We start from the raw sequence: 22,838 nt of genomic DNA on the forward strand, positions 1-22,838 counted from the left end.
TTATGAGGATAAAAATTATGTCCGACGCCCTGGGACTGGATTTCGGCACCACCAATACCGTGCTGGCCGTGGCCGATGATGCGCTCTCCACCCATTCGGTGCGGTTTACGTCCGCGGCGGGCGAAACTGACAGCATGCGCACCGCCCTTTCCTTCATGAAAGATGCCCAGCTTGGCGCACGCGCGCTCAAGGTGGAGGCAGGCCAGGCGGCGATCCGCCAGTTCATCGACAATCCTGGCGAATGCCGCTTCCTGCAATCGATCAAGACCTTCGCCGCCTCGCCGCTTTTCCAGGCGACGCTGGTGCATGCACGGCGCTTCGAGTTCGAGGATCTGATGGAAGTGTTCCTCAGGCGGCTGGAAGCCTATGCGGGCGATGGCTGGCCCACCGCCGTCAAGCGCATTGTGGCGGGACGGCCGGTGCATTTTGCCGGTGCTTCGCCCGATGCGGAACTGGCGCTCAGACGTTATAATGAAGCGCTGACGCGGCTGGGCTTCCCGGAAATCCATTATGTCTATGAGCCGGTGGCGGCTGCCTTCTATTTCGCCCAGCACTTGCAAAAGGATGCGACCGTGCTGGTAGCCGATTTCGGCGGCGGCACCACCGACTATTCGCTGATCCGCTTCGAGCGCCAGGCGGGCAAGCTTTCGGCGACCCCGGTCGGCTATTCCGGCGTGGGGCTGGCAGGCGACCAGTTCGATGCGCGCATCATCGAGCATCTGGTGGCGCCGGAAATCGGTAAGGGCAGCCAGTTCAAGAGCTTCGACAAGGTGCTGGATGTGCCGAGCAATTATTACACCAGCTTTTCGCGCTGGAACCAGCTCTCCGTCTTCAAGACCTCGCGGGAGTTTCAGGATCTGAAGCAATTGCTGCGGCAATCGCTGGAGCCGGAAAAGCTGGAACTCTTCATCGATCTTGTGGAGCATGATGAAGGCTATCCGCTTTATCAGGCGGTCTCGGCCACGAAGATGGCGCTATCCTCCCAGGAGGAAGCCGAGTTTCATTTCAGCCCGCTGGGCAAGGCCGGTCGCAAGATGGTCAAGCGCCAGGACTTCGAAGGCTGGATCGCTGCCGACGTGGCGCGCATTGAAGAAGCGCTGGATGAGGTTCTGGCCAAGACCGACACCCCGGCAGGCAGCATCGACAAGGTGTTTCTCACCGGCGGCACCTCTTTCGTGCCCGCCGTCCGCACCATCTTTACCCGCCGCTTCGAGGCCGACCGCATCGAAACCGGCGGCGAGCTGGTGTCCATCGCCCATGGTCTGGCCCTGATCGGGCGGCGGGACGATATTGGCATGTGGACGGCGCAGTGACCGGTTCCAACGCCGCTCTGCCTCCTGTAAAGTGACGATATGATCCAGCCGAGCGACATGACCGCCGCCGAACTTGCTGCCCTTCTCGCCTTTCACGCCGATGCTGGCGTGGACTGGCTGCTGGAAGAGGTGGCGGTGGATCGCGTGGCGGAATTTGCTGCGGAAAAGCAGGCGCGTGGCGCGCGGCAGCCGGCTCAACCGCCCGCAAGGGAGGCTACCCCTTCCGCATCCTCCAATGGACCCCAGAGCCGGGCAACGCCGGAGCGCAGCCCGCCGCCACGTCCACAGCCCACCACGCCCATCGTCATTCCCGATGACAAGGCCATTGCCGATGCGCGCTTTGCCGCCGAAAGCGCCCGCTCGCTTGAAGAGTTACGGGCGGCGCTGGAAAGCTTTGCAGGGTGCAATCTCAAGGCCAGCGCCCGCTCTACTCTGTTTGCCGAGGGCTCGGCCAAAAGCGGCGTCATGATTATCGGCCCCATGCCCTCCGCCGATGACGATCGCGAGGGACTGGCTTTCTCCGGCCGTGCAGGGACGTTGCTCGACCGCATGCTGCAATCCATTGGCCTTGCCCGGCAGGATGTGCTTTTGACCACCGCCATTCCCTGGCGTCCGCCGGGCAACCGCGTCCCCTCTCCTGCCGAAGCGGACATTTGCCGACCCTTTATCGAACGGCAAATTGCCCTTTCCGAGCCAAAGGCGGTGCTGCTGCTCGGTAATTTCACCGCCCGGTTTTTTCTCGCGCCGCAGGCTACCATTCATGCCGTGCGCGGCCAGTGGCGCGAACTCGCCGCAGGCGGCCATACGAGCCCGGTCATGGCCACCTTTCACCCGCAGGAACTGTTGCTGGCCCCCGCCACCAAGGCGCTGGCCTGGCAGGATCTTCTGACCTTCCGCCAGGAACTGCGCAGCAGAGGTATTCAGGGTTAACATGCCTTAACCCTGAATTGCGGCTGGCGCATATCAGTCATCCGATCAGAACGATTGAAATATTGATGTTGCGCTGCAATATTAGGAACGTCTTGGGAGGAAGCCGAATCAGGAACCAGGACGATGAGCCGCAATCGCAATCCGTTGCACAGCAACTTTGAAAATCTCCGCCTTGCCGGGCCTCACCGCCGCCATGGCCATCACAGAAGCGTCTTTGCCGCGACAGAACAATTGACCGGTCGCGTCTGGGCCAAGCTTGATGAATTGCGGCTTCTCGGCCTTCATGGCCAATCCTTGCGCGCCGGATAGCGCTCTGATCGAGTGCCCGTTCAGAATATCCGCCTCCCGAATAGCTTTGTCGTGGTGTGCGCCTAAAGCATTGTCCCGAGAAAAGTGGAATCCGGTTTTCCGTCCGGAAATGCGTAAAAACACACTATGTAACGCCCCGAGGAATGAAACATGAAAACCCGCTTCAAGCCGTTGAACAGCCTTCGCCAGACCTTTGAACAGATCGGAGCCGCCGTTGGCATTGCCGCCGAATATCGCAATGCCGGTCGTCACCAGAATGATGGCAAAGCCAAGAGCGGCATTCCGCTCTAAATCTTTCTTTCGTCCATGTCTGCTCTAGGGTCAAAACTCAATCAGGATGGGTGTTCTGTTGAACGGGATGGGATTGAATGGCAGCGAACAAGCGCAAGGCAAGGCCCTGAGGCCTTGTCGAGCATTGTTCGCAATCAGGCGGCCCATCCCGCTCAACCCTTCGGGCAAGGCGTATTTTGCGCCTGCGGGCGTCGGAAAGGTTTGAAAATGATCGGCATTTCCTGCACCTTTCCTCCTACTCAGACACAAAATACGCCTTGCAGAACACCCATCCTGATTGAGTTTTGACCCTAAAGCATGTCGCGCAAAAGTGTGCAGCGGTTTTGCGAGAACGACATGCGTTAAATGAAGAAGGTAAAGCACGTTGCATGAGGCTGATAAGCCGCAACGGGCTTTAGTGGACTTATCACTCTGAGAGCGTTTCACCAAAACAGTGAGACGCTCCTTTTTATTGTCGGCAAAGACGGCTTCACTGCCCGGAGATACAGACCTCAGGCAGCATCCATCACCAGTTCACCCTTTTCCATGCGTCATCAGCGCCGCTTCAAAGGCAGCGTCGAGATGGATGGACTTCACGGCCTGCCAGGCGGCATATTCCCGAATGTAATCCGCCGAAATCAGCAGATGCCCCTTGGCGCCCTCCTTGGTGCTCAGGCACTGTGCCTGCATGGCGCGGCGGCACAGCCGTTGCAGATGGGTGCGTGACATCAGAAAGGTCGCCGCAAGCCGGGGCAAGTCCACAAAGCCAAGATCATACCAGCCATTGACCGCATGGCCGCCATTGGCCTTGCAGGCATGCCCTGCACGGATCAACAGATCATCCATCACCAGACCGCCCGCCTCCGTCCACTGAAACAGGCCCACGCGCTGCGACGGCTCCCGCCAGCGCGGATCGGCAATGCAGCGCCACGCCATGTCTGCCTGAACGATGGGCAGGAGGCCAGGATGCGCCAGGGCGGTTTCCACGCGATTGCCGCCATCCACGGCATCCAGCACGTCGAGATTGACCAGACACCAGTTCCGCATCGCCTCCTTGCTGGCGGCCGTCGCTTCGTAGCGACGCGGGCGCATGTTCTCCGGCCCGGCGATGAAAATGAACCGGTAAATCAGCATCTGCTGAAGAAAATTCAGCGCCGTGTTGCGGCTGGCAATGCGCGCCTCACCCACCACCTGCTTGAAGCGGCCCGCCGTCAGGCCGTGCCTTTCCGTTCCCGGTTCATGCTCCATCTGCAAGGCAAAACCGATCTGGCAGAGCAGCCATCGCTGATGGGAACCCAACACACGCGCCAGTCGAGGATTTTCATCGAACTGCTGCCGCAAACGCTGCGCCATGACCATAAGGGCTTTGGTAAATTCCGGCGAAACGGAAAGTCTCTCAACTGACAAGGCCATCGCATACCTGGAATTCAAACGCATGAACGCAAAAACGGAAATGAATAGCAGCTGAAAATGGCAAACCTCACCACCGAATCCAACAATAGCAATTCTATAGCACGATTTTTTCTCACAACTAAAGATGTCTATACATTATTTAAGAAATCTGAATATAACGGATTCTGTGGGTTTAAATCAAAATATGTTATGATAGCCGTCCGATCGGAGAAAAATTGGTTTCTGATTGAAACAAGCCGGATCTCAGCCTGACACAACCCCTATTTGTTTTTAGGGGGGGCACTGATGAGGCAAACCGCAATGAGCAAAAGCCTTTATCCCACCGAACTTGACGAATAACAATTTTCAACACCTGCCATTTCCACCCGTTTCCGCGAGTGGCTGGATGGGTTGAAAAAAGTCCGCGAAAAAAGCGATTTCTTTTCAGCCGTGCAACGGCATGCAAAACCGCCCGGAGACATCCGCGCTCGAGCGCGGTAAACAACGGTTACTGCAAATCCCGTCCGGACCCCGCCATGTTTGCCAGCCTTGCCTCCATTGCCACCCTGATGCTTTCCACCCTGCTGATGATGGCCGGCTTCGGAATGATGAATTACATGCTGCCGATCCGCGCGGTGGCTGAAGGCTGGTCCACCTTCACCATTTCGGTGATCGCCACCGGCTATACCTTCGGCTTTACCAGTTCCTGCGTGGTCACGCCGCATCTGGTGCAGCGGGTCGGCCATGTGCGGGTGTTTTCGGCGCTCATCACGCTTCTCACCGTATCAGTGCTGCTCTGCGCCCTGGTGATCGACTGGCGCGCCTGGACGCTGTTTCGCGGCCTTGCGGGTTTTGCCATCGCCGGCAGCTATCTCATCATTGAAAGCTGGCTGAACGAGCGGGTCAATAACGAGCATCGCGGCGCAATTTTCTCGGTCTATATGATTGCCTGCCTCGTCGGCTCGATAGGCGGCCAATATATCGTGCCCTTTGGCGATCCGCAGAATGTGGGGCTTTTCATCATCTGTGCGTTGATTTTCTCCAGCGCCATCTTTCCGACGGCACTGTCGTCGGCGCAATCACCGACACCGCTCAGCCATGCGCGCTTCGATCTTCTCAAGCTTTATCGCCGTTCGCCCATCGCCTTCATCGGCTCGCTGCTGTCCGGCGCGCTTTCGGGCACCTGGAGCAGCCTCGGCGCGGTCTATACCCAGAATATCGGGCTTTCCACAATGGAGGGCGCCACCTTGCTGGCAGCGGTGCTCGCAGGCGGTGCGCTGGCGCAGATGCCCATCGGACGCCTGTCGGACCGCATGGATCGACGCAAGGTCATGGTGGGCGCGGGCCTGTTCGGCGTGGGCTGCTGCCTTGCCATGATCCTCATCGGCGGCCTCTCGCCGCTTGCCCTTTATGTCTGCGGTTTTTTTGTCGGCACCGTTCTTTATCCCGTTTATTCGCTGAACGTGGCCCATGCCAATGATCTCGCCGAACCGAATGAATATGTGACGCTCTCCAGCGCCATCATGATCCTTTACGGCTTCGGCACCGTCACCGGGCCGCTGATCTCCGGCAGCATCATGGAAACCATCGGCCCGAACGGCTTGTTTCTCAGCCTCGGCCTGTCCTTTCTGCTCTATGCCGCCTATGCGGCCTGGCGCATGCGCCGCAGAACCGGCGCCCCGTTCGACAAGGGCGCCTTCCAGGCATCTTCGCTTCCCATGCAGGGAACAGAGGCCGTTTCCGCCAAGATGAACGATCCGGCGGGAGATGTGTGATACGAAGAGCCATTGAAAATGGCAGTTCGTATTCCCCTTTCGAATATCTCAAGCCCTTGATGCATTTGAGATATTCGAAACTCTTTTAAGGCGAGGATGCGTTAGCATCTTCGAGCCTTGGTGGAGAGGATTAGCCGTTAGGAGACGCGGCCTTGCGCACGGCCTGCCGCTCAAGCCCAAGCTTGTGCTCGCGCAGAATGATGAAGATGCCGGCTCCAGCCACGATCACCGTACCGATCAGCGTATTCATCGTCGGAAGATCGGCGAAAAACAGATAGCCCAACAATGAGCCGAACAGGATGGAACTGTATTCAAACGGCGCAATCGTCGAGATATCCGCATGCCGATAGCCTTCCGTCAGGAAGATCTGGCCGAGCCCGCCCAGAAACCCGGCGAGCGCCAACAGGCCGAACTGGCGCGATGACAGGTCCGACCAGCCGAAGGGCAAGGTGAGCAGCGACATCAAGGCGGCGATGATGGAAAAATAGAGCACGATGGTCGCCGTCTTTTCCTCCTGCACCAGTTGCCGAACCTGCAGCATGGCGCCCGCCGCCAAAGCTGCGGCCACCAGCACCGCCGTTGCACCCATGGCCGCCTCCGATCCGAAACCGTCGCTGCTGAACAAGGTCAGCTTCGGCCAGGAGAGGATTACCACCCCGAACAAGCCGACACAGACCGCCGTCCAGCGATAGAGCCGCACCTCCTCCTTGAGGAAGACGGCAGCGAACACCACCGCCACCAGCGGCATGGCATAACCCATGGCAATGGCGTCCGGCATGGGCAGATGCACGAGGCCGTAAAAGGAAAGACCCATGGAGGCGATGCCGATCACGCCCCGCTTCACATGGCCGAAGACATTGGCCGTCACGAAGCCCGTGCGCAATTGCCCGATCAGCGCCAGGTAGATGAAGATCGGGATCAGCGCGAAGGCCGAGCGATAGAAGGTAATCTGCCCGGCAGCAATGTCCGTTCCCGCAAGCTTGATGGCCGTTTGCATCAGGGTGAACAGGGTCACAGAGAAAATCTTGCACAGGATGCCGCGAAGGGGGCCTGTGGGAAGCGGGAATGGCATGAAGGAACCAGCGGGGAAAAATCAGACACCTTGCTTTGCCCGAAAAACCCCGTGGAACGCAAGGGGCGCACACAAATTAGGCAAAAATCTTTCTTGCGGTCTTTTTATTCAAATAACCCCATAAATGGTCAGAAATTTGTACGCACAAAGCCTGACGTCTTCAGAATTACTTAACCATCCAACGAATTAGCTTGCTTATCCCCAGACATTCATGGGGAATCTGCTTGTTCCATCCGTTTTTGAGGACGTGATCCTATGCAAGAGCCTCTCGCAGTCTCCCCCGGCCAGGCCGCGGTTGCGGCAACACCACGCTCCATGCGCATTCTGACCGAAAGCATTGGCGCAGACCTTGAGCAATTCAGCGGCAGCAACAGCCATGTGGTCAAACAGATCCGCCTGCTGGCCATCAATGCCCTGATCGAAGCGGCGCGCGCGGGCGATGCCGGCAAGGGCTTCGCCGTGGTGGCGAATGAGGTGCAGCGTCTGGCGCAGAATGCCGGCGACATTGCCAGGCAGTTTGAGGAAAACGTGCTGGGACGGATCCAGACGGGCAAGGCCATGGCAGAGGGTCTTGTGCGTGACATGGAAGGCATCCGGCTCACGGACCTCTCCCTGACGCTGGTCCAGTTCATTGTGCGCAATTTGTTCGAACGCACCGCGGATGTGCGCTGGTGGGCCACCGATTCCGCCCTCTGGGAAGCCCTGGAAGCCCCCGATGCGGCAAAATTCGCCCATGCGGCAGAGCGGCTCGGTGTGATCAACCGCTTCTACACCGTCTATATCGATCTGGTCATGACCGATCTCAAAGGCCGGGTCGTGGCATCCGCCAATCCCCGCTACCAGCGAAACCTCAAGGATCACAATCTGGCCTCGGAACCCTGGTTCCAGGCTGCCCGCCAATGCGGCAGCGGCGATGATTACATAGTCGATGACGTCAAGAAGAGCAGCCTGCACGAGAACCGGGACGTTCTGGTCTATGCCACGGGCATCCGAAGCGGTGGCCGCAGCGACGGAGACCTTCTCGGCACGCTAGGCGTCTATTTCGACTGGCAGGCCCAGGGTCAGGCGATTGTGGAGAAGGAGGCCAACCTGCCGCCGCACATGGTGGACAAGACGGATGTGATGCTGCTGGACGGCACGTTGCGCGTCATCGCCAGCAGCAAGCCGGAAAGGCTCTATACGCACTTTCCGCTTCAGGCCAAAGGCGCGCCCAAGGGCAGCTATTACGATGGTAACGGTAACATCATCGCCTTCGCCCGCACCCTTGGCTATGAGGATTATGACGGGCTCGGCTGGTATGGCGTCATCGTCCAGCAGGTGGAGGATGAGGCCGATATCCGCTCAAGGCTTGGCATTCGTCCATAAGAATGGCAAGTTCTTGATGTTTCGCGCGATCAAGTGAAAAACTAGTTCGGATTTTAGCAATCGTTCAGGAATTGCTGGCATGATCCCCGACATTGCGCAACCCCACTCGCGCGAAAAGATGCAATAAAAGATCAGGATATATTGATGCGTACAGAAACGGGCCAGGTCATCAATCTGGCGGATTATCGCCCGACCGACTTCGTTCTGGAAAGAGTCGATCTAACCTTCGAACTGGACCCGACGGAAACCAAAGTGGAAGCGCGCCTCATCTTCCATCGGCGCGAAGACGCCGATCCGGCCGCACCCCTGGTCCTGGCAGGGGAAGATCTGGTTCTGGTCAGCCTGCTCTTCGACCAGATGGAAATGGAGCCCGGCCGCTATCATGTTTCCCCGGATAGCCTGACCATCAACGACCTGCCAAAGAGCGAGCCTTTCGAGATCACCATCACCACGATGATCAATCCGGAGGCGAACACGCAATTGATGGGGCTTTACCGCTCCAATGGCGTCTATTGCACCCAGTGCGAGGCCGAAGGCTTCCGCCGCATCACCTATTTCCCCGACCGGCCCGACGTGCTGTCGGTCTATACGGTCAACATCATCGCCGACAAGGCCGCCAATCCGCTTTTGCTGTCCAACGGCAATTTCCTCGGCGGTGCAGGCTATGGCGAAGGCAAGCATTTTGCCGCCTGGTTCGACCCGCACCCGAAGCCCAGCTATCTCTTCGCCCTCGTCGCCGGTGATCTCGGCGTGGTGGAAGACACATTCACCACCCTGTCCGGCCGCGAAGTCGCGCTGAAAATCTATGTCGAGCATGGCAAGGAGCCAAACGCCGCCTATGCCATGGATGCGCTGAAGCGCTCGATGAAATGGGACGAGGAGGTTTTCGGGCGCGAATACGATCTCGACATTTTCATGATCGTCGCCGTCTCGGATTTCAATTTCGGGGCAATGGAAAACAAGGGCCTCAACATATTCAACGATAAATACATCCTGGCCGATCCGGAAACCGCCACCGATCAGGACTACGCCAATATCGAGGCGATTGTCGCCCACGAATACTTCCACAACTGGACCGGCAACCGCATCACCTGCCGCGACTGGTTCCAGCTCTGCCTCAAGGAAGGCCTGACGGTCTATCGCGACCACGAGTTTTCCGCCGACCAGCGCTCCCGCGCCGTCAAGCGTATTGCCGAGGTCCGGCATCTGCGTTCGGAACAGTTCGCCGAGGATGCAGGCCCGCTTGCCCATCCGGTGCGCCCGGCGGCCTATAAGGAAATCAACAATTTCTACACGACGACCGTCTACGAGAAGGGGTCTGAAGTCACGCGGATGATCGCCACCATCCTCGGCGCCGACCTCTTCAAGAAAGGCCTCGACCTCTATTTCGAGCGCCATGACGGTCAGGCGGCAACGGTCGAAGATTTCGTGCAATGCTTTGCCGATGTCTCGGGCCGGGATTTCACGCAGTTTTCTCTCTGGTACAATCAGTCCGGCACGCCGCAGATTTCGGTGGAGACCGCTTTCGACGCTGCTGCAAAAACCTTCACGGTCAACCTTGGGCAATCCATACCGCCCACACCCGGCCAGCCGGTGAAGCAGCCCATGCATATCCCGTTGAAATTCGCGCTGCTGGGCGCCGATGGCGCGGGCCTGGCGCCCACCACCATCACCGGCGGCGATGTCAGCGAAGACGTGCTGCACCTCACACTGCAAAACCAGAGCTTCACCTTCAGCGGCATTGCAGAGCAGCCGGTGCTGTCGCTCAATCGTGGCTTTTCCGCTCCGGTCACCCTGCATTTCAGCCAGAGCCCTGAGGCCTTGTCGCTGATTGCACGGCATGAGAACGATCTTTTCTCCCGCTGGCAGGCGCTCACCGATATGGCGCTGCCCGTGTTGACGGCTGCGGCCAAGGCCGCTGGCAATGGAAGCGAGATCGTGCCGGATGCCGTGCTGAAACAGACGCTGCTGACCGTGGCCGCAGACGACAGTCTGGAGCCGGCCTTCCGCGCCCAGGCGCTGACGATCCCCTCGGAAATGGATATCGCCCGCGCCATCGGCTCCGATATCGATCCCGATGCCGTCCATCGCGCCCGCCAGACCATTCTGGGCGACATCGCGCTTACGGGGGCGGACACCTTCGCCACGATTTACCAGTCCATGCAGGACAAGGGCGCCTTCAGTCCCGATGCCGCCAGTGCCGGCAAGCGGGCCCTGAAAAATGCCGCCCTCTCCTATCTGGCCCATGCCTCGAAAAGCCCGACCGCCGCCGCCCAGGCCTTCGCCGATGCCGATAACATGACGGATCTGTCGCAGGCGCTCTCCGTACTGGCACAGCATTTTCCCGATGCCGAAGAAACCCAGGCGGCACTTTCAAGCTTCGAAAGCCGCTTTAACGGCAATCCGCTGGTCATGGACAAGTGGTTCTCCATTCAGGCTGGTATTCCCGGTGAAAAGGCGCTGGCACGCATCACCGCCCTGATGGCAGGTCCGCATTTCAACGCCGGTAACCCCAATCGTGTGCGCGCGCTGATCGGCAGTTTCGCCTTCAGCAATCCCACCGGTTTCCATCGCCCGGATGGCGAGGGTTACCGCTTTCTGGCAGGGGAAATCCTGTTCCATGACAAGCGCAATCCGCAGCTCGCCGCCCGTCTGCTCACTTCCATGCGCAGCTGGCGCATGCTGGAGAAAAACCGTGCCGCCCATGCCAAGGCAGCACTGGAAACCATCTCGACGGCGGACGGCCTATCCAACGACGTCCGCGATATCGTGGACCGCATCCTCGAAGGCTGACATCCCTTCAGAAGCATTTTCCAGCGCCCGGAACGCTAACCCGCGTTTCGGGCGTTTTGCTGTTTAAACAGCAAGCCTCGAACAAGAAAATCAGCTTATGAGAATAGGCTTATCAAACATAAATCTCCCTCGAGAGGATCGCGTGAACCATCTCTCCCGCCTAAACCACGTTGCGGCTTATCAGCCTCATGCAATGTGCTTTAAGTTCATGTTTAACGCATGTCGTTCTCGCAAAACCGCTGCACACTTTTGCGCGACATGCTCTAGCGGATCAGGAAAAAGTGATTCTTCGCAAAGAGTTAACAAAGGGTTATTTTTTCCTCTGGACACGAAGAATCTCCAATGATTCATTAGCTTAGATTCGGGCGAGCGGCGCGGCGAATCACACGAGGATCAAGGCGGGGATAATGGCGGACGTGCAGCGGGCAACCGCAGCCGATGATCGGTTGCGTCTCAAATATCTGAGATTTGCATCATCATTGAGGGCAATCGGTCAGAAGCTCCAGGCGGCGGAAACGCTGTCGGTCACGCAGACCGATGCAGCCTTGCGCCACATCATTCCCATCCTGGTCGTGGCCTTTCTCATCGTCATTGCCATGGCGCGCGGCCTTGGCCTGCTTTCGGAATATTCGCGGATGGAAAGCGCCATTCGCCACTCCACTGCGATGATGGCAACGGTTGCGGCCAATGCGCTGGCCAGCGGCCCAATCAAACCAGCCGACCTTGATCGCCCCGGTGCCGAGGCCCTGCTCCGGCAGTTCCTGCCCCAGGCGCGGCTGGATAATGAAAGCTTCGTGCTGCTGCTCGATCCCGATGGCCGCATTGTTGCAGGCTCGGAAACGGGCGCAGGCTTCGTCGGCTCCCATGTCATGGATCTTTTTCCGGAGGTCGCCACCTTCCGCACCTATGGCGACCAGACCGGCGCCATCGAAACCGATATCAACGGCCTCAGCCACATCGCCGTCCTGGTGCCCACCGGCACCGATGGCGCGCTGGTGCTGGCCGCCCATTCACTGAAATCCGCCGCCGATTACTGGCGGGCAGAGATCGCCCTGAACGTCACGCTGTTTTCTGCGATTTCCCTCATCCTCATGGGCATTCTCTATGCCTATTTCGCGCAGGCGCGCCGAGCCCGGGAAACCACCGACATCTTCCTGGAATCCAATCGCCGGGTGGAAACGGCCCTTTCCCGTGGCCGTTGCGGGCTGTGGGATTTCGATCTCGCCACCCGAAAGCTGGTCTGGTCGCAGTCGATGTACGACATTCTCGGCCTTTCGCCACGCGGCGAAGCGCTGGCCTTTGCCGATGCCGCGCAATTGATGCACCCGGATGACGGCAATCTCTATGCGCTGGCGAAGGCTGTCGGCCGCGGTGAAAACCGGCAGATCGATCAGGTCTTCCGCATGCGCCATGCCAATGGCCATTATGTCTGGCTGCGCGCCCGCGCCCAGGTCATCCGCAGCAATTCGGGTGCGCCGCATGTCATCGGCATTGCCATGGATGTCACCGAGCATCATCGCCTCGCCCAGCGCTATGCCGAAGCCGATCAGCGTCTGGCAGATGCCATCGAGTGCACCTCGGAAGCCTTCGTGCTCTGGGACAAGAGCGACCGGCTGGTCATGTGCAACGCCCATTTCCAGCAGGTTTACGGCCTGCCGGATTCGGTGCTGGTGCCGGGCACCGAGCGCGCCGTGGTCAATGCCGCCGCCGCCCGCCCCATCATCCAGCGCCGTGTCAGCGACCCTTCAGGACTCGGCAGCGCCCGCACTATGGAAATTCAGCTCGCGGACGAACGCTGGCTGCAGATCAACGAACGCCGCACCCGTGACGGCGGCATGGTCTCCGTCGGCACCGACATCACCCAGCTGAAGCGCCACCAGGAGCGCCTGCGGGAACAGGAACGCCGGCTCATGGCCACCATCGGCGATCTCTCTGCCTCGCAGAAAAAGCTGGAGCGGCAAAAGGCCGAACTGTCGGACGCCAACGAAAAATATCTCGCCGAAAAACAGCGCGCCGAAGCCGCCAACAAGGCCAAATCCGAATTCCTCGCCAACATGTCGCATGAGTTGCGCACGCCGCTCAACGCCATTCTCGGCTTTTCGGAAATCCTCTGCACCGGCATGTTCGGCCCGCTCGGCTCCGGCAAATATGATGAATATGCCCGTGATATTCACGATAGCGGCAAGCATCTGCTCAACGTCATCAACGATATCCTCGACATGTCCAAGATCGAGGCCGGGCATATGAAGCTGAAATGCGAAAGGATCGATTTCGCGCCGCTGATCGACGAAACGCTGAGGCTCACCACCGTCTCCGCCACGGGGAAAAACATTTCCATAGAACCGAAGATTGACTCCGGGTTAAGCCTGACGGCAGACCGCCGCGCTATGAAGCAGATTTTGCTCAATATTCTCTCCAATGCTGTAAAATTTACCGATGAGGGCGGCAAGATCGCCGTACGCGCCCGCAAGGTGCGCGGCGGCGTTTCCCTGATCATCGCGGATACGGGGATCGGCATCCCCAAGAAGGCGATCAGCAAGATCGGCCAGCCCTTCGAGCAGGTGCAAAGTCAGTATGCGAAAAGCAAAGGCGGCTCAGGCCTGGGGCTGGCCATTTCCCGGTCGCTCACCATGCTGCATGGCGGCAGGCTGAAAATACGGTCCCGCGAGGGCCAGGGCACAGCCGTCTGCATCGCCATCCCGGATTGCGAGAAGACGTTTTTTACCAGAAAATAATACTAGGATTCATCAAAGATGACTCTTAGGTTCTGTTGACAAAGTGGATTCTCAAATCAGCTAGAGCATGATTCAAGGCTGCCTTTTAGGAGGCGATTCTGGCTCGCGGCGACCTGACGGATTTGGAATGGCGGATTGTTGAAGGACTGCTGCCCAATGAGCGCGGGAGGAAATCTCGCCCTTCTCACCATAATCGGCAGTATCTCAACGGAATGTTGCATATTCTGAGGGTCGGGTGCCCTTGGCGCGACATGCATGAGCGGTATGGCAAGTGGAATTCCGTCCACGTGCGCTTCCGCCGTTGGGCAGAGCAAGGCGTATGAGATGCCCTGCTGGAGACGCTTGTTGAACTGGGCCTGACCGATGACTGGCAGCATATGATCGACAGCACCACGGTTCGCGGCCATTTTTAGGCTGCGGGCGCAAAAGGGGGACTTATAAGGAGGCTTTTGGTCGATCACGCGGCGGCTTTTCGACGAAAATCCGCGCTCGTGCAGACGGTCAGGGACGCCCTCTCGGGTTCATCCTGACAGGTGGGAAGCTTCGGGTTAAAATACCGTTCCCGATCTGCCAGCCATCCCGGTTGCCAGCCGGGGCTGTTTCTCGCTGATAAGGTCTATGATAGCGGCGCCCTGCGCGAAGAGTTGCTAATCCACGGGATCAGGCCCGTTATCCATCCGAGGGCCAACCGCAAAGACCAACCCTCCTGTGACTTCACAGCCTACAGGGACCGAAATCATATCGAGCGGCTGTTCAACCGGCTGAAGCAATTTCGTCGTGTCGCCACCCGATACGATAAAACCCGAAAATCCTTCGCCGCCTTTCTCGTGTTGGTCGCCGCAAGAATATGGTTGCCACACTTGCTCCGCTTCATGAGTTGTGCACCTTAGTTAAGACGGTAACACGCTGTAAACGAGGAGTAAATCTTGTATAACTTCAATCACTTAGACCGCATTGCGAAAGACCTGATCGCGACTGGGAAGGCAGCGGACGCGATCAAGATTTATCTTTTCATGGCAGATGGCGACCAGTCGTTGGATGCCGGATATCTCGGGGAGCGGCTGGGAGAGTGTTATGAGAAGATTGGTGACCTGCATGCCGCAAAATATTGGTATGGAAGAGCGGTGGAGGAAAATCCCGACGTCAGGCTGATTTCTGTAGCAGCGCGTAAAAGGCTCCAAGAAGTCAGCATCGAAGCCTTTTTGGGCGACGCAGAAAAGTAGTTCTTAACGAGCACCTCAAGCTACTTTGTCAACAGAACCTAGTATTCCCTTTTCGAATATCTCAAGCCCTTGATGCATTTGAGATATTCGAAATCTCTTCAAGACGAGGATGCGTTAGCATCTTCGAGCCTTGGTATAATTGGTCGGATTTACCCCACCACCAGCCCCTGAAACACCCGCCGCACAGCGCGGGACATTTGCCGGATCTCTCCCTCCAGCGCCTTCATATCCGGGCAGTCGGCAAGTTTCAGCAGCCGGTCGGTCAGCCCCGCCGGCGCCGCTTCCGTCTCGAAATCCCCGTCTATCGACGTCCGGATCAGTTGCGATAGCTCGGTGTAGAGGTGAAGCGCCCGGCAGACCAGATCCAGATCGTCAGCACGCGTCCGCCCGGTCCCCAGGCTCGCCAATGCCTCCGCCGTGGTCAGCCCCATCCGCACCGGTCGCGCATCCGTCAACCGCAGCGTCTGCGCCATGAATTCCAGATCGATCAGCCCACCGGCCATCAGCTTGAAATCCCAAAGATTCCGCGCAGGCTTCTCCGCCTCGATCAGCGCCCGCATCTCCCGCACATCCGCCTTCACCTTACCAACATCCCGCTTCAGCCCCAAGATATCGGCAATGATCGCCTCTGCTTCGGCAATCAGGCCCCTGTCGCCAGCAATCAGCCGCGCCCGGGTCAGCGCCATGTGCTCCCAGGTCCAAGCCTCCTCCTGCTGGTAGCGGCGAAAGGCCTTGAGCCGCGTCGCAACCGGCCCTTTATTGCCGGAGGGGCGCAACCGCATATCCACCTCATACAGCACCCCCTCCGCGGTGGGGGCCGAAAGGGCGGCGATCAGCCGCTGCGTGAACCGGGTGTAGTAACGCACGGCATCCAGCGGCTTTGCCCCGTCGCTCTCGTCTGACTCATCGTCATGTTCATACAGCAGGATCAGATCGACATCCGAACCGGCAGTCAGTTCCCGTGAGCCGAGCTTACCCATGCCCACCAGCGCCACCCGTCCACCGGCGATCTGCCCATGCGCCGCCGCAAGTTCCCGCCGCACCGCCTCAAAGGCCTCGGCAATTACCAGATCGGCGAGATCGGTAAAGGCCCGGCCCGCCGACGCCCCGGCAATCACCCCGGTCAACAGCCGGATCCCGATCAGAAACCGCTGTTCTGCAGCAAAAATCCGCAATCGGTCGAGAATGTCCTCGTAAAGCCGCGCCCCGCTCAAAAAGCTTTGCAGCCGCGCCGAAAGATAATCCCGCGTCGGCACCTCCGCCATCAGCCGCGGGTCCAGCATGCCGTCGAACACATGTGGACGCGCCGCAATAATGTCCGCCAGCCGCGGTGCCGCCGCCATTACATCCACCAGCAGATCGAGCAGCGGCGGATTGTTGGACAGCAGGGAAAAAAGCTGGATACCCGCCGGCAGACCGGAGAGAAACTGGTCGAACCGCAGTAGCGCCTCATCCGCCCTGCGGCTCTTGCCGAAGGTCTGTAGCAGACGTGGCGTCAGTTCCGTCAGCCGCTCGCGCGCTTCCACCGATTGCGTGGCCCTGTAGCGTCCATAATGCCACGTCCGGATCACCCGGGACATATCCTCAGGCCGCGCAAAGCCCAGTTTTGCCAGGGTGCGCAACGTGTCCGGATCATCCTTCTGGCCAGTGAAAACCAGATTGCCATCGACGGACAACCCCTCCTCATGCTCGAAAAGCTGCGCATAGCGCCTCTCGACAGTCCTCAGCCGCTTTTCGAGCGCGGCGGAAAAGCCTGCCACGCCCTCAAAGCCCATCATCAGCGCAATCCGCTTCAACTCGGCCTCGGTACTCGGCAGCACATGGCTCTGCTCGTCCCGCACCATCTGAATACGGTGCTCCACATCCCGCAAAAACCAATAGGCCTCGGTCAGTTCTTCCGCCGTCTCGGCATCGATCCAACCCGCCGCCTGCAATCCGGCAAGCGCTGCCTCGGTGGCGCGAAGCCGCAGATCAGGCATCCGTCCCCCGGCAATCAACTGCTGTGTCTGTGCAAAAAACTCGATTTCGCGAATGCCGCCCCGCCCCAGCTTGACATTGTGGCCCTTCACCGCGATCGCCCCATGCCCCTTGTGCACATGGATCTGCCGCTTGATCGAATGAATATCGGCAATCGCCGCATAATCGAGATAACGGCGATAGATAAAGGGCTGCAACTCCTTGAGAAAAGCCTCTCCCGCCGCGATATCCCCCGCAACAGGCCGCGCCTTGATGAAGGCCGCCCGCTCCCAGTTCTGCCCGCGTCCTTCGTAATAGATCAGCGCCGCCTCTACCGGAATGGCGAGCGGCGTCGAGCCCGGATCGGGCCTGAGCCTCAGATCGGTGCGAAACACATAGCCATGCCCCGTCCGGTCCTGCAAAATCCGGATCAACCGGCGCATCATCCGCCCATAGGTCTCGCTGGCATCCTCCGGCGCCTTCAGCCGGCCAGCCAAGGGATCGAAAAACACCACGAGATCGATATCGGACGAGTAGTTCAGTTCCCGCGCGCCCAGCTTGCCCATGCCCAGCACCACAAGCCCGCTTCCCCTCGAAGGATCATCCAGATCCTGAAGCTCAAGCTTGCCCGCCTGCGCGCCCTGCACCAGCAGATGATCGATGGCCGCGGCAATCGCGGCATCCGCCAGCCGGCTCAGCCACAGCGTCGTGGTGCGGGCATCATGCACCCGGCCCAGATCGGCCAGCGCCAGCAGAAAGGCCACATCGCGCTTGGTCAGCCGCAACCGCGCCATCACCTCCGCCTCACTCGCCGGGCTTTCGCCTTCTCCCTGTCTCCAGCTCTGCCGCGCCGCCTCCACCCGCGCCGCCAGCAGCGCCGGTAACGGCTCACGCCAGGCGCTCAGAAGAAGATGCGGCGCAAGCGTCAGCGTTTCCCGCAGAAACGGCGAAAGCGACAGCGCCGCCGTCAAAAAATCATTGACCGCTTCCTCGCCCAACGGTGCGGCAAGCTCGGGCTCTGCCCGGCACAGCTCCTTCAAAACGGCCTGTGCCGCCTTCGCCTCGGTCTTGTTCAAAGGCCAGATCGTGCATGCCTTCACCTCAGCCAGAAGCGATCCACTCTCCCCGCCAGCCACCATTGCTCCCCCTCCTCATCCTGTCACCGCCTGCCGCCGGGAAACACCATCACCGCCGTCAAACCCGGTGAAGCCGCCTCCGGTCCATCGGTGTCGGCCAGTTCCAGCCGTCCTCCATGCAGAGACATCACCGCCTCCACCAGCGAAAGCCCCAGCCCCGTGCCCGGCTTGCTGCGGCTTTCATCCAGCCGCACGAAGCGCTTCACCGCATCCTCGCGCCGCTCCGCCGGAATGCCGGGACCATGATCGCTCACAGAAAGCCGCACCTCACCCTGCTCGGCCTTGAGCGCAATCCTGATTTCGCTGCCACCATCTCCAGCATATTTGATGGCATTATCCAAGAGGTTGAACATCGCCTGCCCGATCAGCTCACGATTGCCGCGCACCAGACATCCCTCAGCAATCTCGCAGTTCAGCACATAGCCCGCCTCCTCCGCCACCGGCTCGTAAAGCTCCGCCGTATCGGCGGCAATGGCGGAGAGATCGAGATCACTCAACTCGGCCGCAATGGAGCCCGCCTCCACGCGGGAAATCATCAACAGCGCGTTGAAGGTGCGGATCAACTGATCGGATTCGGCAATGATCCCTTCCAAAGCCAGCCGCCGCGCTTCGCCATCCTCCTGGCCCAGCGCATCTGCCGCACGGTTGCGCAGCCGCGTCAGCGGCGTCTTCAGGTCATGGGCGATGTTATCGGAAACCTGCCGCAAGCCCTCGTTCAGCTTGCCGATCCGCTCCAGCATCTCGTTCAGCGAAACAGAAAGCCGGTCGAACTCGTCGCCGGAGCCCGTCACCGGCAGCCGCTGCGCCAGATCGCCCGCCATGATCTTCTTGCTGGCGGCAGAAACCCGGTCGATCCGTTTCAGCGCGTTGCGGCCAATGGCAAACCAGATCACCACCGCCCCGCCGCCCATGATCGCCAGCGCCACCATCAGCGCCTTGCGCACCAGATAGCGGAACCGGGTCGGCTCACCCAGATCGCGCCCCACCAGAATACGCAGGCCATTATCCAGAAAAATCACATGGGCAACCGCCAGATGCCGCTTCCCTTCATCGGTCTCGGCATAGCGGTCGTACATGAAGGGAAAATCCGTCCATCCCTCCCGGTCCAGCACCCCCGGCTGCAGCGAAGCCACATTGCCCGCCAGCATCTCGCCATTCGGCCCGGCAATCACATAGAGGTTCGCCCCCGGCTGGCGCATCCGCCGCTCCATCAGCCGGAGCAGCCCGTTGACGCCGGAGCGCTCATAGGCCCCCTGGATCGCCGTCACCTCCTGCTGCAAGCCCTCCCGCGTCTGCTGGTTCAGCAGCCGCTCGGACAAGGCGGTCACATAAATCACCAGAAAGGCCGCACACAGCGCAAATAGCAGAATGTAAAGTGCCGAAAGCCGCACCGCTGTGGAGCGGAACATCACCCCCATCCGGCTCATCGCACACCGCTCAAAGCATTTTTACGCATTTCCAGAGAGAAAACCGGTCTCCACTTTTCCTGGAAACACTCAAGCCCGGACGAGATCATCATCCCTCGTCCTTGATCATATAGCCGGCACCGCGCACCGTCTTCAAAAGCGGCTTGTCGAAATCCCGCTCGATCTTCGAGCGCAGCCGCGAGACATGCACATCGATGACATTGGTCTGAGGATCGAAGTGATAATCCCACACATGCTCCAGCAGCATGGTGCGCGTTACCACCTGTCCGGCATTCTTCATCAGATATTCCAGCAGTCGAAATTCCCGTGGCTGCAGCAGGATTTCCTTGCCACCCCGGCGCACCTCGTGGGAAAGCCGGTCCAGTTCCAGATCGCCCACCCGGTACATCATGTCCTGCTCGGGCGCACCCTTGCGCCGGCCCAGCACCTCCACCCGTGCCAGAAGCTCGGAAAAGGCATAGGGCTTCGGCAGATAGTCATCGCCTCCGGCCCTCAGGCCCGTCACCCGGTCATCCACCTGTCCCAACGCCGAAAGGATCAGCACGGGCGTGTTCACGGCCCGCTTGCGCAGTTCCGAAATCACCGAAAGCCCATCCCGGCGTGGCAGCATGCGGTCGATAATCAGCACGTCGTAGCTGTTTTCGCTGGCCATGAAGAGGCCAGCCTCGCCATCGCTGGCATGGTCGGCGGTAATCCCCGCCTCACGAAAGGCCTTCACCATATAGGCGGCAGCTTCCAGATCGTCTTCAATGACAAGTATCTTCATGCGCTGGACAATACCGGCGCCATTGTCGCCTGCACAGCCCGTTTTACCGCTTTCAACCATTTGTCCCATTGCCATATCGACCTTATCATACCAAGGCTCGAAGATGCTGACGCATCCTCGCCTTGAAGAGATTTCGAATATCTCGATTGCGTCAGAAGCTTGAGATATTCGAAAAAGGAATACGATGAGTCATTTTCAATGACTCTTCGTATCATTCCGTCTCCCCAGCGAGAGACGGGGCCAGCATGTCAAATATAAAAGGGCGACCGAACTGCTCCGGTCGCCCCATCATCTCAAGGCGTGAGATCAGCCCTGGTTGATTGGCAGCGCCACGAAACGGCTGCCCTTGTCGGTCTGGATCTGGAACAGCGCCTTGCTGCGGCCTTCCTTCTTGGCCTGATCGATGATCTTCTTCACATCGGCGGCCTTGGCCACCTCCTGATTGTTGACCGAGGTGATCTTCTCACCGGGCTTCACACCCTTGTCGGCGGCGTCGGAGTCGGGATCGACATCGGTAATCGTCAGACCCTTGCCATCATCGGAGGGCTGCACCGTCACGCCCAGCCCTGCCAGCGCCTGTTCGGTCGCGGGTGCGCTCCGCTCCTCGCTGCCCTGGTCGTCACCGCTGTTGTCGGCGGTCTTGTCCTCGGTCGGCAGCTTACCCAGATCCACCTTGACGGACACGGACTTGCCTTCACGCCAGACCGAGACATCCACCTTGGTTCCCGGTGCGAAGGAAGCAATGCGGCGGGCAAGATCGCGCGGATCCTTCACCGGCTCGCCATTGACGGCGGTGATCACATCGCCCTGCTTGATCCCGGCCTTGGCGCCGGGGGAATCGGCCTGCGGTTCAGCCACCAGCGCACCCCGCGCTTCCGAAAGACCAAGCGAGTCGGCAATATCCTTCGTCACCGGCTGGATCTGCACGCCCAGCCAGCCGCGCTGAACGGAGCCGTTCTTGATCAGCGAATTGACCACATCCTTGGCGGTGGAGGCCGGAATGGCGAAGGCAATCCCCACACTGCCGCCGGAGGGCGAGAAGATCGCCGTGTTGATGCCTACAACCTGACCGTTCAGGTTGAAGTCCGGACCACCGGAGTTCCCACGGTTCACAGCCGCATCGATCTGGATGTAATCGTCATAGGGGCCGGAGCCGATATCGCGGCCGAAGGCCGAAACGATACCTGCCGTCACCGTACCGCCCAGACCGAAGGGATTGCCGACGGCAACCACCCAGTCACCCACCTTCACCTTGTCGTCATCGGCCCAGTTCACATAGGTGAATTTCTTGTTCGGCTCATTGACCTTCAGCACGGCCAGATCGGTGCGCGGATCCTTGCCCACCAGCTTGGCATCCAGTTCCGTGCCGTCATTCATCACCACCGTATAGGCCTGACCGTCGGAAACGACGTGGTTGTTGGTGACGATATAGCCATCCTCGGAAATGAAGAAGCCGGAGCCCTGCGCGGTCGGACGCAGGCGGCGCGGACGCTGCTCGGCATGCGGTCCACCCCGCGGACCGGGCTCGGCATGCGGACCACCGCGACCATCCGGCGCCATCGGCATGCCCCATTCACGGAAGAAGCGCTTCAGCGGATCGGGCAACTGGTCGAAATCGCGGCCATTGAAGGAAAAATTGCTGTCATCGGAGGTCTGCTGCACATCCGACTGGACCCGGATGGAAACAACAGCCGGAAGAACGGCATCAACCACACCGGAAAAGCTCGGCACCTGCGGCGCCTGCACATTCACGGGCGCAGCATAGGCGGGCACCATCAGTGGCGTCGCACCCGCCAGCATCAAGGCCGCGAGCCCCGCCGCGGTCCCGGTCTTCAGGACCGATTTGAAAGAGCGCGGATTGGAGGTCTTCGACATGGGATCTACCTTCATCTGTTTCATCGCATCGTTATCAGGAACGGAGCCGGAAAACCGATCTCCCGTGGTTGATGATCCAGATATAGGGAGCATCACGTTACAACGAACTGTCCAGCAGATGAAAATTTCGTAATAAGTTCAGTGAACATTCGGTCATGAGGAAAGTCCGGTGCCTTCGGTCCAGGGCCCCGGCGTTTCGTCCGCCTCATCCTTTCAGAAAATGGTAGAGCCTCTGCCCCTTGAACCGCAGCGCACGAGCCAAACGTTTTGCTTCGTGCGACCTTATACCAAGGCTCGAAGATGCTCACGCATCCTCGCCTTAAAGGAGTTTCGAATATCTCAACTGCATCAGAGGCTTGAGATATTCGAAAAGGGAATACGAAGTGTCATCTTCGATGGCTCTTCGTATTATACCAAGGCTCGAAGATGCTAACGCATCCTCGCCTTGAAGGAATTTCGAATATCTCAACTGCATCAGGGGCTTGAGATATTCGAAAAGGG

17 protein-coding genes are annotated in these 22,838 nt (G+C 59.3%); 10 read left to right on the plus strand and 7 right to left on the minus strand.

The window, feature by feature from the left end:
- The first annotated feature begins 17 nt into the window (after positions 1-17).
- Together QO005_RS02865 and QO005_RS02870 are read left to right on the plus strand one after the other, a co-directional pair.
- Positions 18-1,313: an Hsp70 family protein gene (locus QO005_RS02865; protein WP_307156435.1), complete on the plus strand. Its 1,296-nt coding sequence runs from the start codon at positions 18-20 to the stop codon at positions 1,311-1,313.
- Between the two features lie 39 nt (positions 1,314-1,352).
- A complete protein-coding gene (locus QO005_RS02870; protein ID WP_307156436.1) occupies positions 1,353-2,243 on the plus strand; it encodes a uracil-DNA glycosylase in 891 nt (296 codons plus the stop codon).
- Between the two features lie 108 nt (positions 2,244-2,351).
- On the opposite strand, the gene QO005_RS02875 is transcribed toward QO005_RS02870, so the two are convergent.
- Positions 2,352-2,528, minus strand: coding sequence for a hypothetical protein (locus QO005_RS02875; protein WP_307156437.1), 177 nt, complete (start codon positions 2,526-2,528; stop codon positions 2,352-2,354).
- Positions 2,529-2,702: 174 nt separating this feature from the next.
- Here QO005_RS02875 and QO005_RS02880 point away from each other — a divergent pair, with 174 nt between their 5' ends.
- A complete protein-coding gene (locus QO005_RS02880) occupies positions 2,703-2,843 on the plus strand; it encodes a hypothetical protein (RefSeq protein ID WP_307156438.1) in 141 nt (46 codons plus the stop codon).
- 513 nt (positions 2,844-3,356) lie between these two features.
- Here QO005_RS02880 and QO005_RS02885 read toward each other — a convergent pair.
- The gene (locus QO005_RS02885) at positions 3,357-4,235 is read right to left on the minus strand and encodes a hypothetical protein (RefSeq protein WP_307156439.1); all 879 of its coding nucleotides are present in this window, start codon (positions 4,233-4,235) and stop codon (positions 3,357-3,359) included.
- Between the two features lie 515 nt (positions 4,236-4,750).
- Between QO005_RS02885 and QO005_RS02890 the strand changes: the two genes are divergently transcribed.
- The gene (locus QO005_RS02890) at positions 4,751-5,989 is read left to right on the plus strand and encodes an MFS transporter (RefSeq protein ID WP_307156440.1); all 1,239 of its coding nucleotides are present in this window, start codon (positions 4,751-4,753) and stop codon (positions 5,987-5,989) included.
- Positions 5,990-6,119: 130 nt separating this feature from the next.
- Here the strand turns inward: QO005_RS02890 and QO005_RS02895 are convergent, their stop codons facing one another.
- Positions 6,120-7,061, minus strand: a complete 942-nt coding sequence (locus QO005_RS02895; protein WP_307156441.1) for a DMT family transporter — start codon at positions 7,059-7,061, stop codon at positions 6,120-6,122.
- Between the two features lie 255 nt (positions 7,062-7,316).
- Between QO005_RS02895 and QO005_RS02900 the strand changes: the two genes are divergently transcribed.
- From QO005_RS02900 to QO005_RS02915, 6 genes are all read left to right on the plus strand, one after another.
- Positions 7,317-8,426, plus strand: a complete 1,110-nt coding sequence (locus QO005_RS02900) for a methyl-accepting chemotaxis protein (RefSeq protein ID WP_307156442.1) — start codon at positions 7,317-7,319, stop codon at positions 8,424-8,426.
- Positions 8,427-8,570: 144 nt separating this feature from the next.
- Entirely contained in the window at positions 8,571-11,219 is a 2,649-nt protein-coding gene (gene pepN / locus QO005_RS02905) for an aminopeptidase N (RefSeq protein WP_307156443.1), read from the plus strand.
- Positions 11,220-11,626: 407 nt separating this feature from the next.
- Positions 11,627-13,954: a PAS domain-containing sensor histidine kinase gene (locus QO005_RS02910; protein ID WP_307156444.1), complete on the plus strand. Its 2,328-nt coding sequence runs from the start codon at positions 11,627-11,629 to the stop codon at positions 13,952-13,954.
- 122 nt (positions 13,955-14,076) lie between these two features.
- Complete coding sequence (locus QO005_RS24185; RefSeq protein WP_370877986.1) at positions 14,077-14,277, plus strand: transposase; 201 nt, start codon at positions 14,077-14,079, stop codon at positions 14,275-14,277.
- A gap of 210 nt (positions 14,278-14,487) precedes the next feature.
- Positions 14,488-14,844, plus strand: a complete 357-nt coding sequence (locus QO005_RS24190) for a transposase (RefSeq protein WP_370877987.1) — start codon at positions 14,488-14,490, stop codon at positions 14,842-14,844.
- A gap of 36 nt (positions 14,845-14,880) precedes the next feature.
- Positions 14,881-15,177 (plus strand): hypothetical protein, encoded by a 297-nt coding sequence (locus QO005_RS02915; protein WP_307156445.1) that lies wholly within the window; start codon positions 14,881-14,883, stop codon positions 15,175-15,177.
- A 149-nt stretch (positions 15,178-15,326) separates the two neighbouring features.
- Here QO005_RS02915 and QO005_RS02920 read toward each other — a convergent pair whose 3' ends face one another.
- The 4 genes from QO005_RS02920 to QO005_RS02935 all read right to left on the minus strand — a co-directional run bounded on the left by QO005_RS02920 (position 15,327) and on the right by QO005_RS02935 (position 22,337).
- Positions 15,327-18,272 carry a bifunctional [glutamine synthetase] adenylyltransferase/[glutamine synthetase]-adenylyl-L-tyrosine phosphorylase gene (locus tag QO005_RS02920; protein WP_307156446.1) on the minus strand — a complete coding sequence of 982 codons (2,946 nt, stop codon included), beginning with the start codon at positions 18,270-18,272 and terminating at the stop codon, positions 15,327-15,329.
- Between the two features lie 20 nt (positions 18,273-18,292).
- Entirely contained in the window at positions 18,293-19,696 is a 1,404-nt protein-coding gene (locus QO005_RS02925) for an ATP-binding protein (protein ID WP_307156447.1), read from the minus strand.
- 88 nt (positions 19,697-19,784) lie between these two features.
- The gene (locus QO005_RS02930) at positions 19,785-20,531 is read right to left on the minus strand and encodes a response regulator transcription factor (RefSeq protein ID WP_370877996.1); all 747 of its coding nucleotides are present in this window, start codon (positions 20,529-20,531) and stop codon (positions 19,785-19,787) included.
- A gap of 237 nt (positions 20,532-20,768) precedes the next feature.
- The gene (locus QO005_RS02935) at positions 20,769-22,337 is read right to left on the minus strand and encodes a Do family serine endopeptidase (RefSeq protein ID WP_307156448.1); all 1,569 of its coding nucleotides are present in this window, start codon (positions 22,335-22,337) and stop codon (positions 20,769-20,771) included.
- Positions 22,338-22,838 lie beyond the last annotated feature (501 nt).

Source organism: Allorhizobium paknamense (genome assembly GCF_030815125.1).
In the GTDB taxonomy this organism is placed as follows: domain Bacteria; phylum Pseudomonadota; class Alphaproteobacteria; order Rhizobiales; family Rhizobiaceae; genus Allorhizobium; species Allorhizobium paknamense.

What these genes read in the sequence shown, in the direction of transcription:
- QO005_RS02895 (WP_307156441.1), bottom strand. Translation starts at nt 7,061, where the DNA reads ATGCCATTCCCGCTTCCCACAGGCCCCCTTCGCGGCATCCTGTGCAAG.
- pepN (WP_307156443.1), top strand. Translation starts at nt 8,571, where the DNA reads ATGCGTACAGAAACGGGCCAGGTCATCAATCTGGCGGATTATCGCCCG.
- QO005_RS02925 (WP_307156447.1), bottom strand. Translation starts at nt 19,696, where the DNA reads ATGAGCCGGATGGGGGTGATGTTCCGCTCCACAGCGGTGCGGCTTTCG.
- QO005_RS02930 (WP_370877996.1), bottom strand. Translation starts at nt 20,531, where the DNA reads ATGGGACAAATGGTTGAAAGCGGTAAAACGGGCTGTGCAGGCGACAAT.
- QO005_RS02885 (WP_307156439.1), bottom strand. Translation starts at nt 4,235, where the DNA reads ATGGCCTTGTCAGTTGAGAGACTTTCCGTTTCGCCGGAATTTACCAAA.
- QO005_RS02870 (WP_307156436.1), top strand. Translation starts at nt 1,353, where the DNA reads ATGATCCAGCCGAGCGACATGACCGCCGCCGAACTTGCTGCCCTTCTC.
- QO005_RS02935 (WP_307156448.1), bottom strand. Translation starts at nt 22,337, where the DNA reads ATGTCGAAGACCTCCAATCCGCGCTCTTTCAAATCGGTCCTGAAGACC.
- QO005_RS02890 (WP_307156440.1), top strand. Translation starts at nt 4,751, where the DNA reads ATGTTTGCCAGCCTTGCCTCCATTGCCACCCTGATGCTTTCCACCCTG.
- QO005_RS02880 (WP_307156438.1), top strand. Translation starts at nt 2,703, where the DNA reads ATGAAAACCCGCTTCAAGCCGTTGAACAGCCTTCGCCAGACCTTTGAA.
- QO005_RS02910 (WP_307156444.1), top strand. Translation starts at nt 11,627, where the DNA reads ATGGCGGACGTGCAGCGGGCAACCGCAGCCGATGATCGGTTGCGTCTC.
- QO005_RS02875 (WP_307156437.1), bottom strand. Translation starts at nt 2,528, where the DNA reads ATGAAGGCCGAGAAGCCGCAATTCATCAAGCTTGGCCCAGACGCGACC.
- QO005_RS02900 (WP_307156442.1), top strand. Translation starts at nt 7,317, where the DNA reads ATGCAAGAGCCTCTCGCAGTCTCCCCCGGCCAGGCCGCGGTTGCGGCA.
- QO005_RS02865 (WP_307156435.1), top strand. Translation starts at nt 18, where the DNA reads ATGTCCGACGCCCTGGGACTGGATTTCGGCACCACCAATACCGTGCTG.
- QO005_RS02920 (WP_307156446.1), bottom strand. Translation starts at nt 18,272, where the DNA reads ATGGTGGCTGGCGGGGAGAGTGGATCGCTTCTGGCTGAGGTGAAGGCA.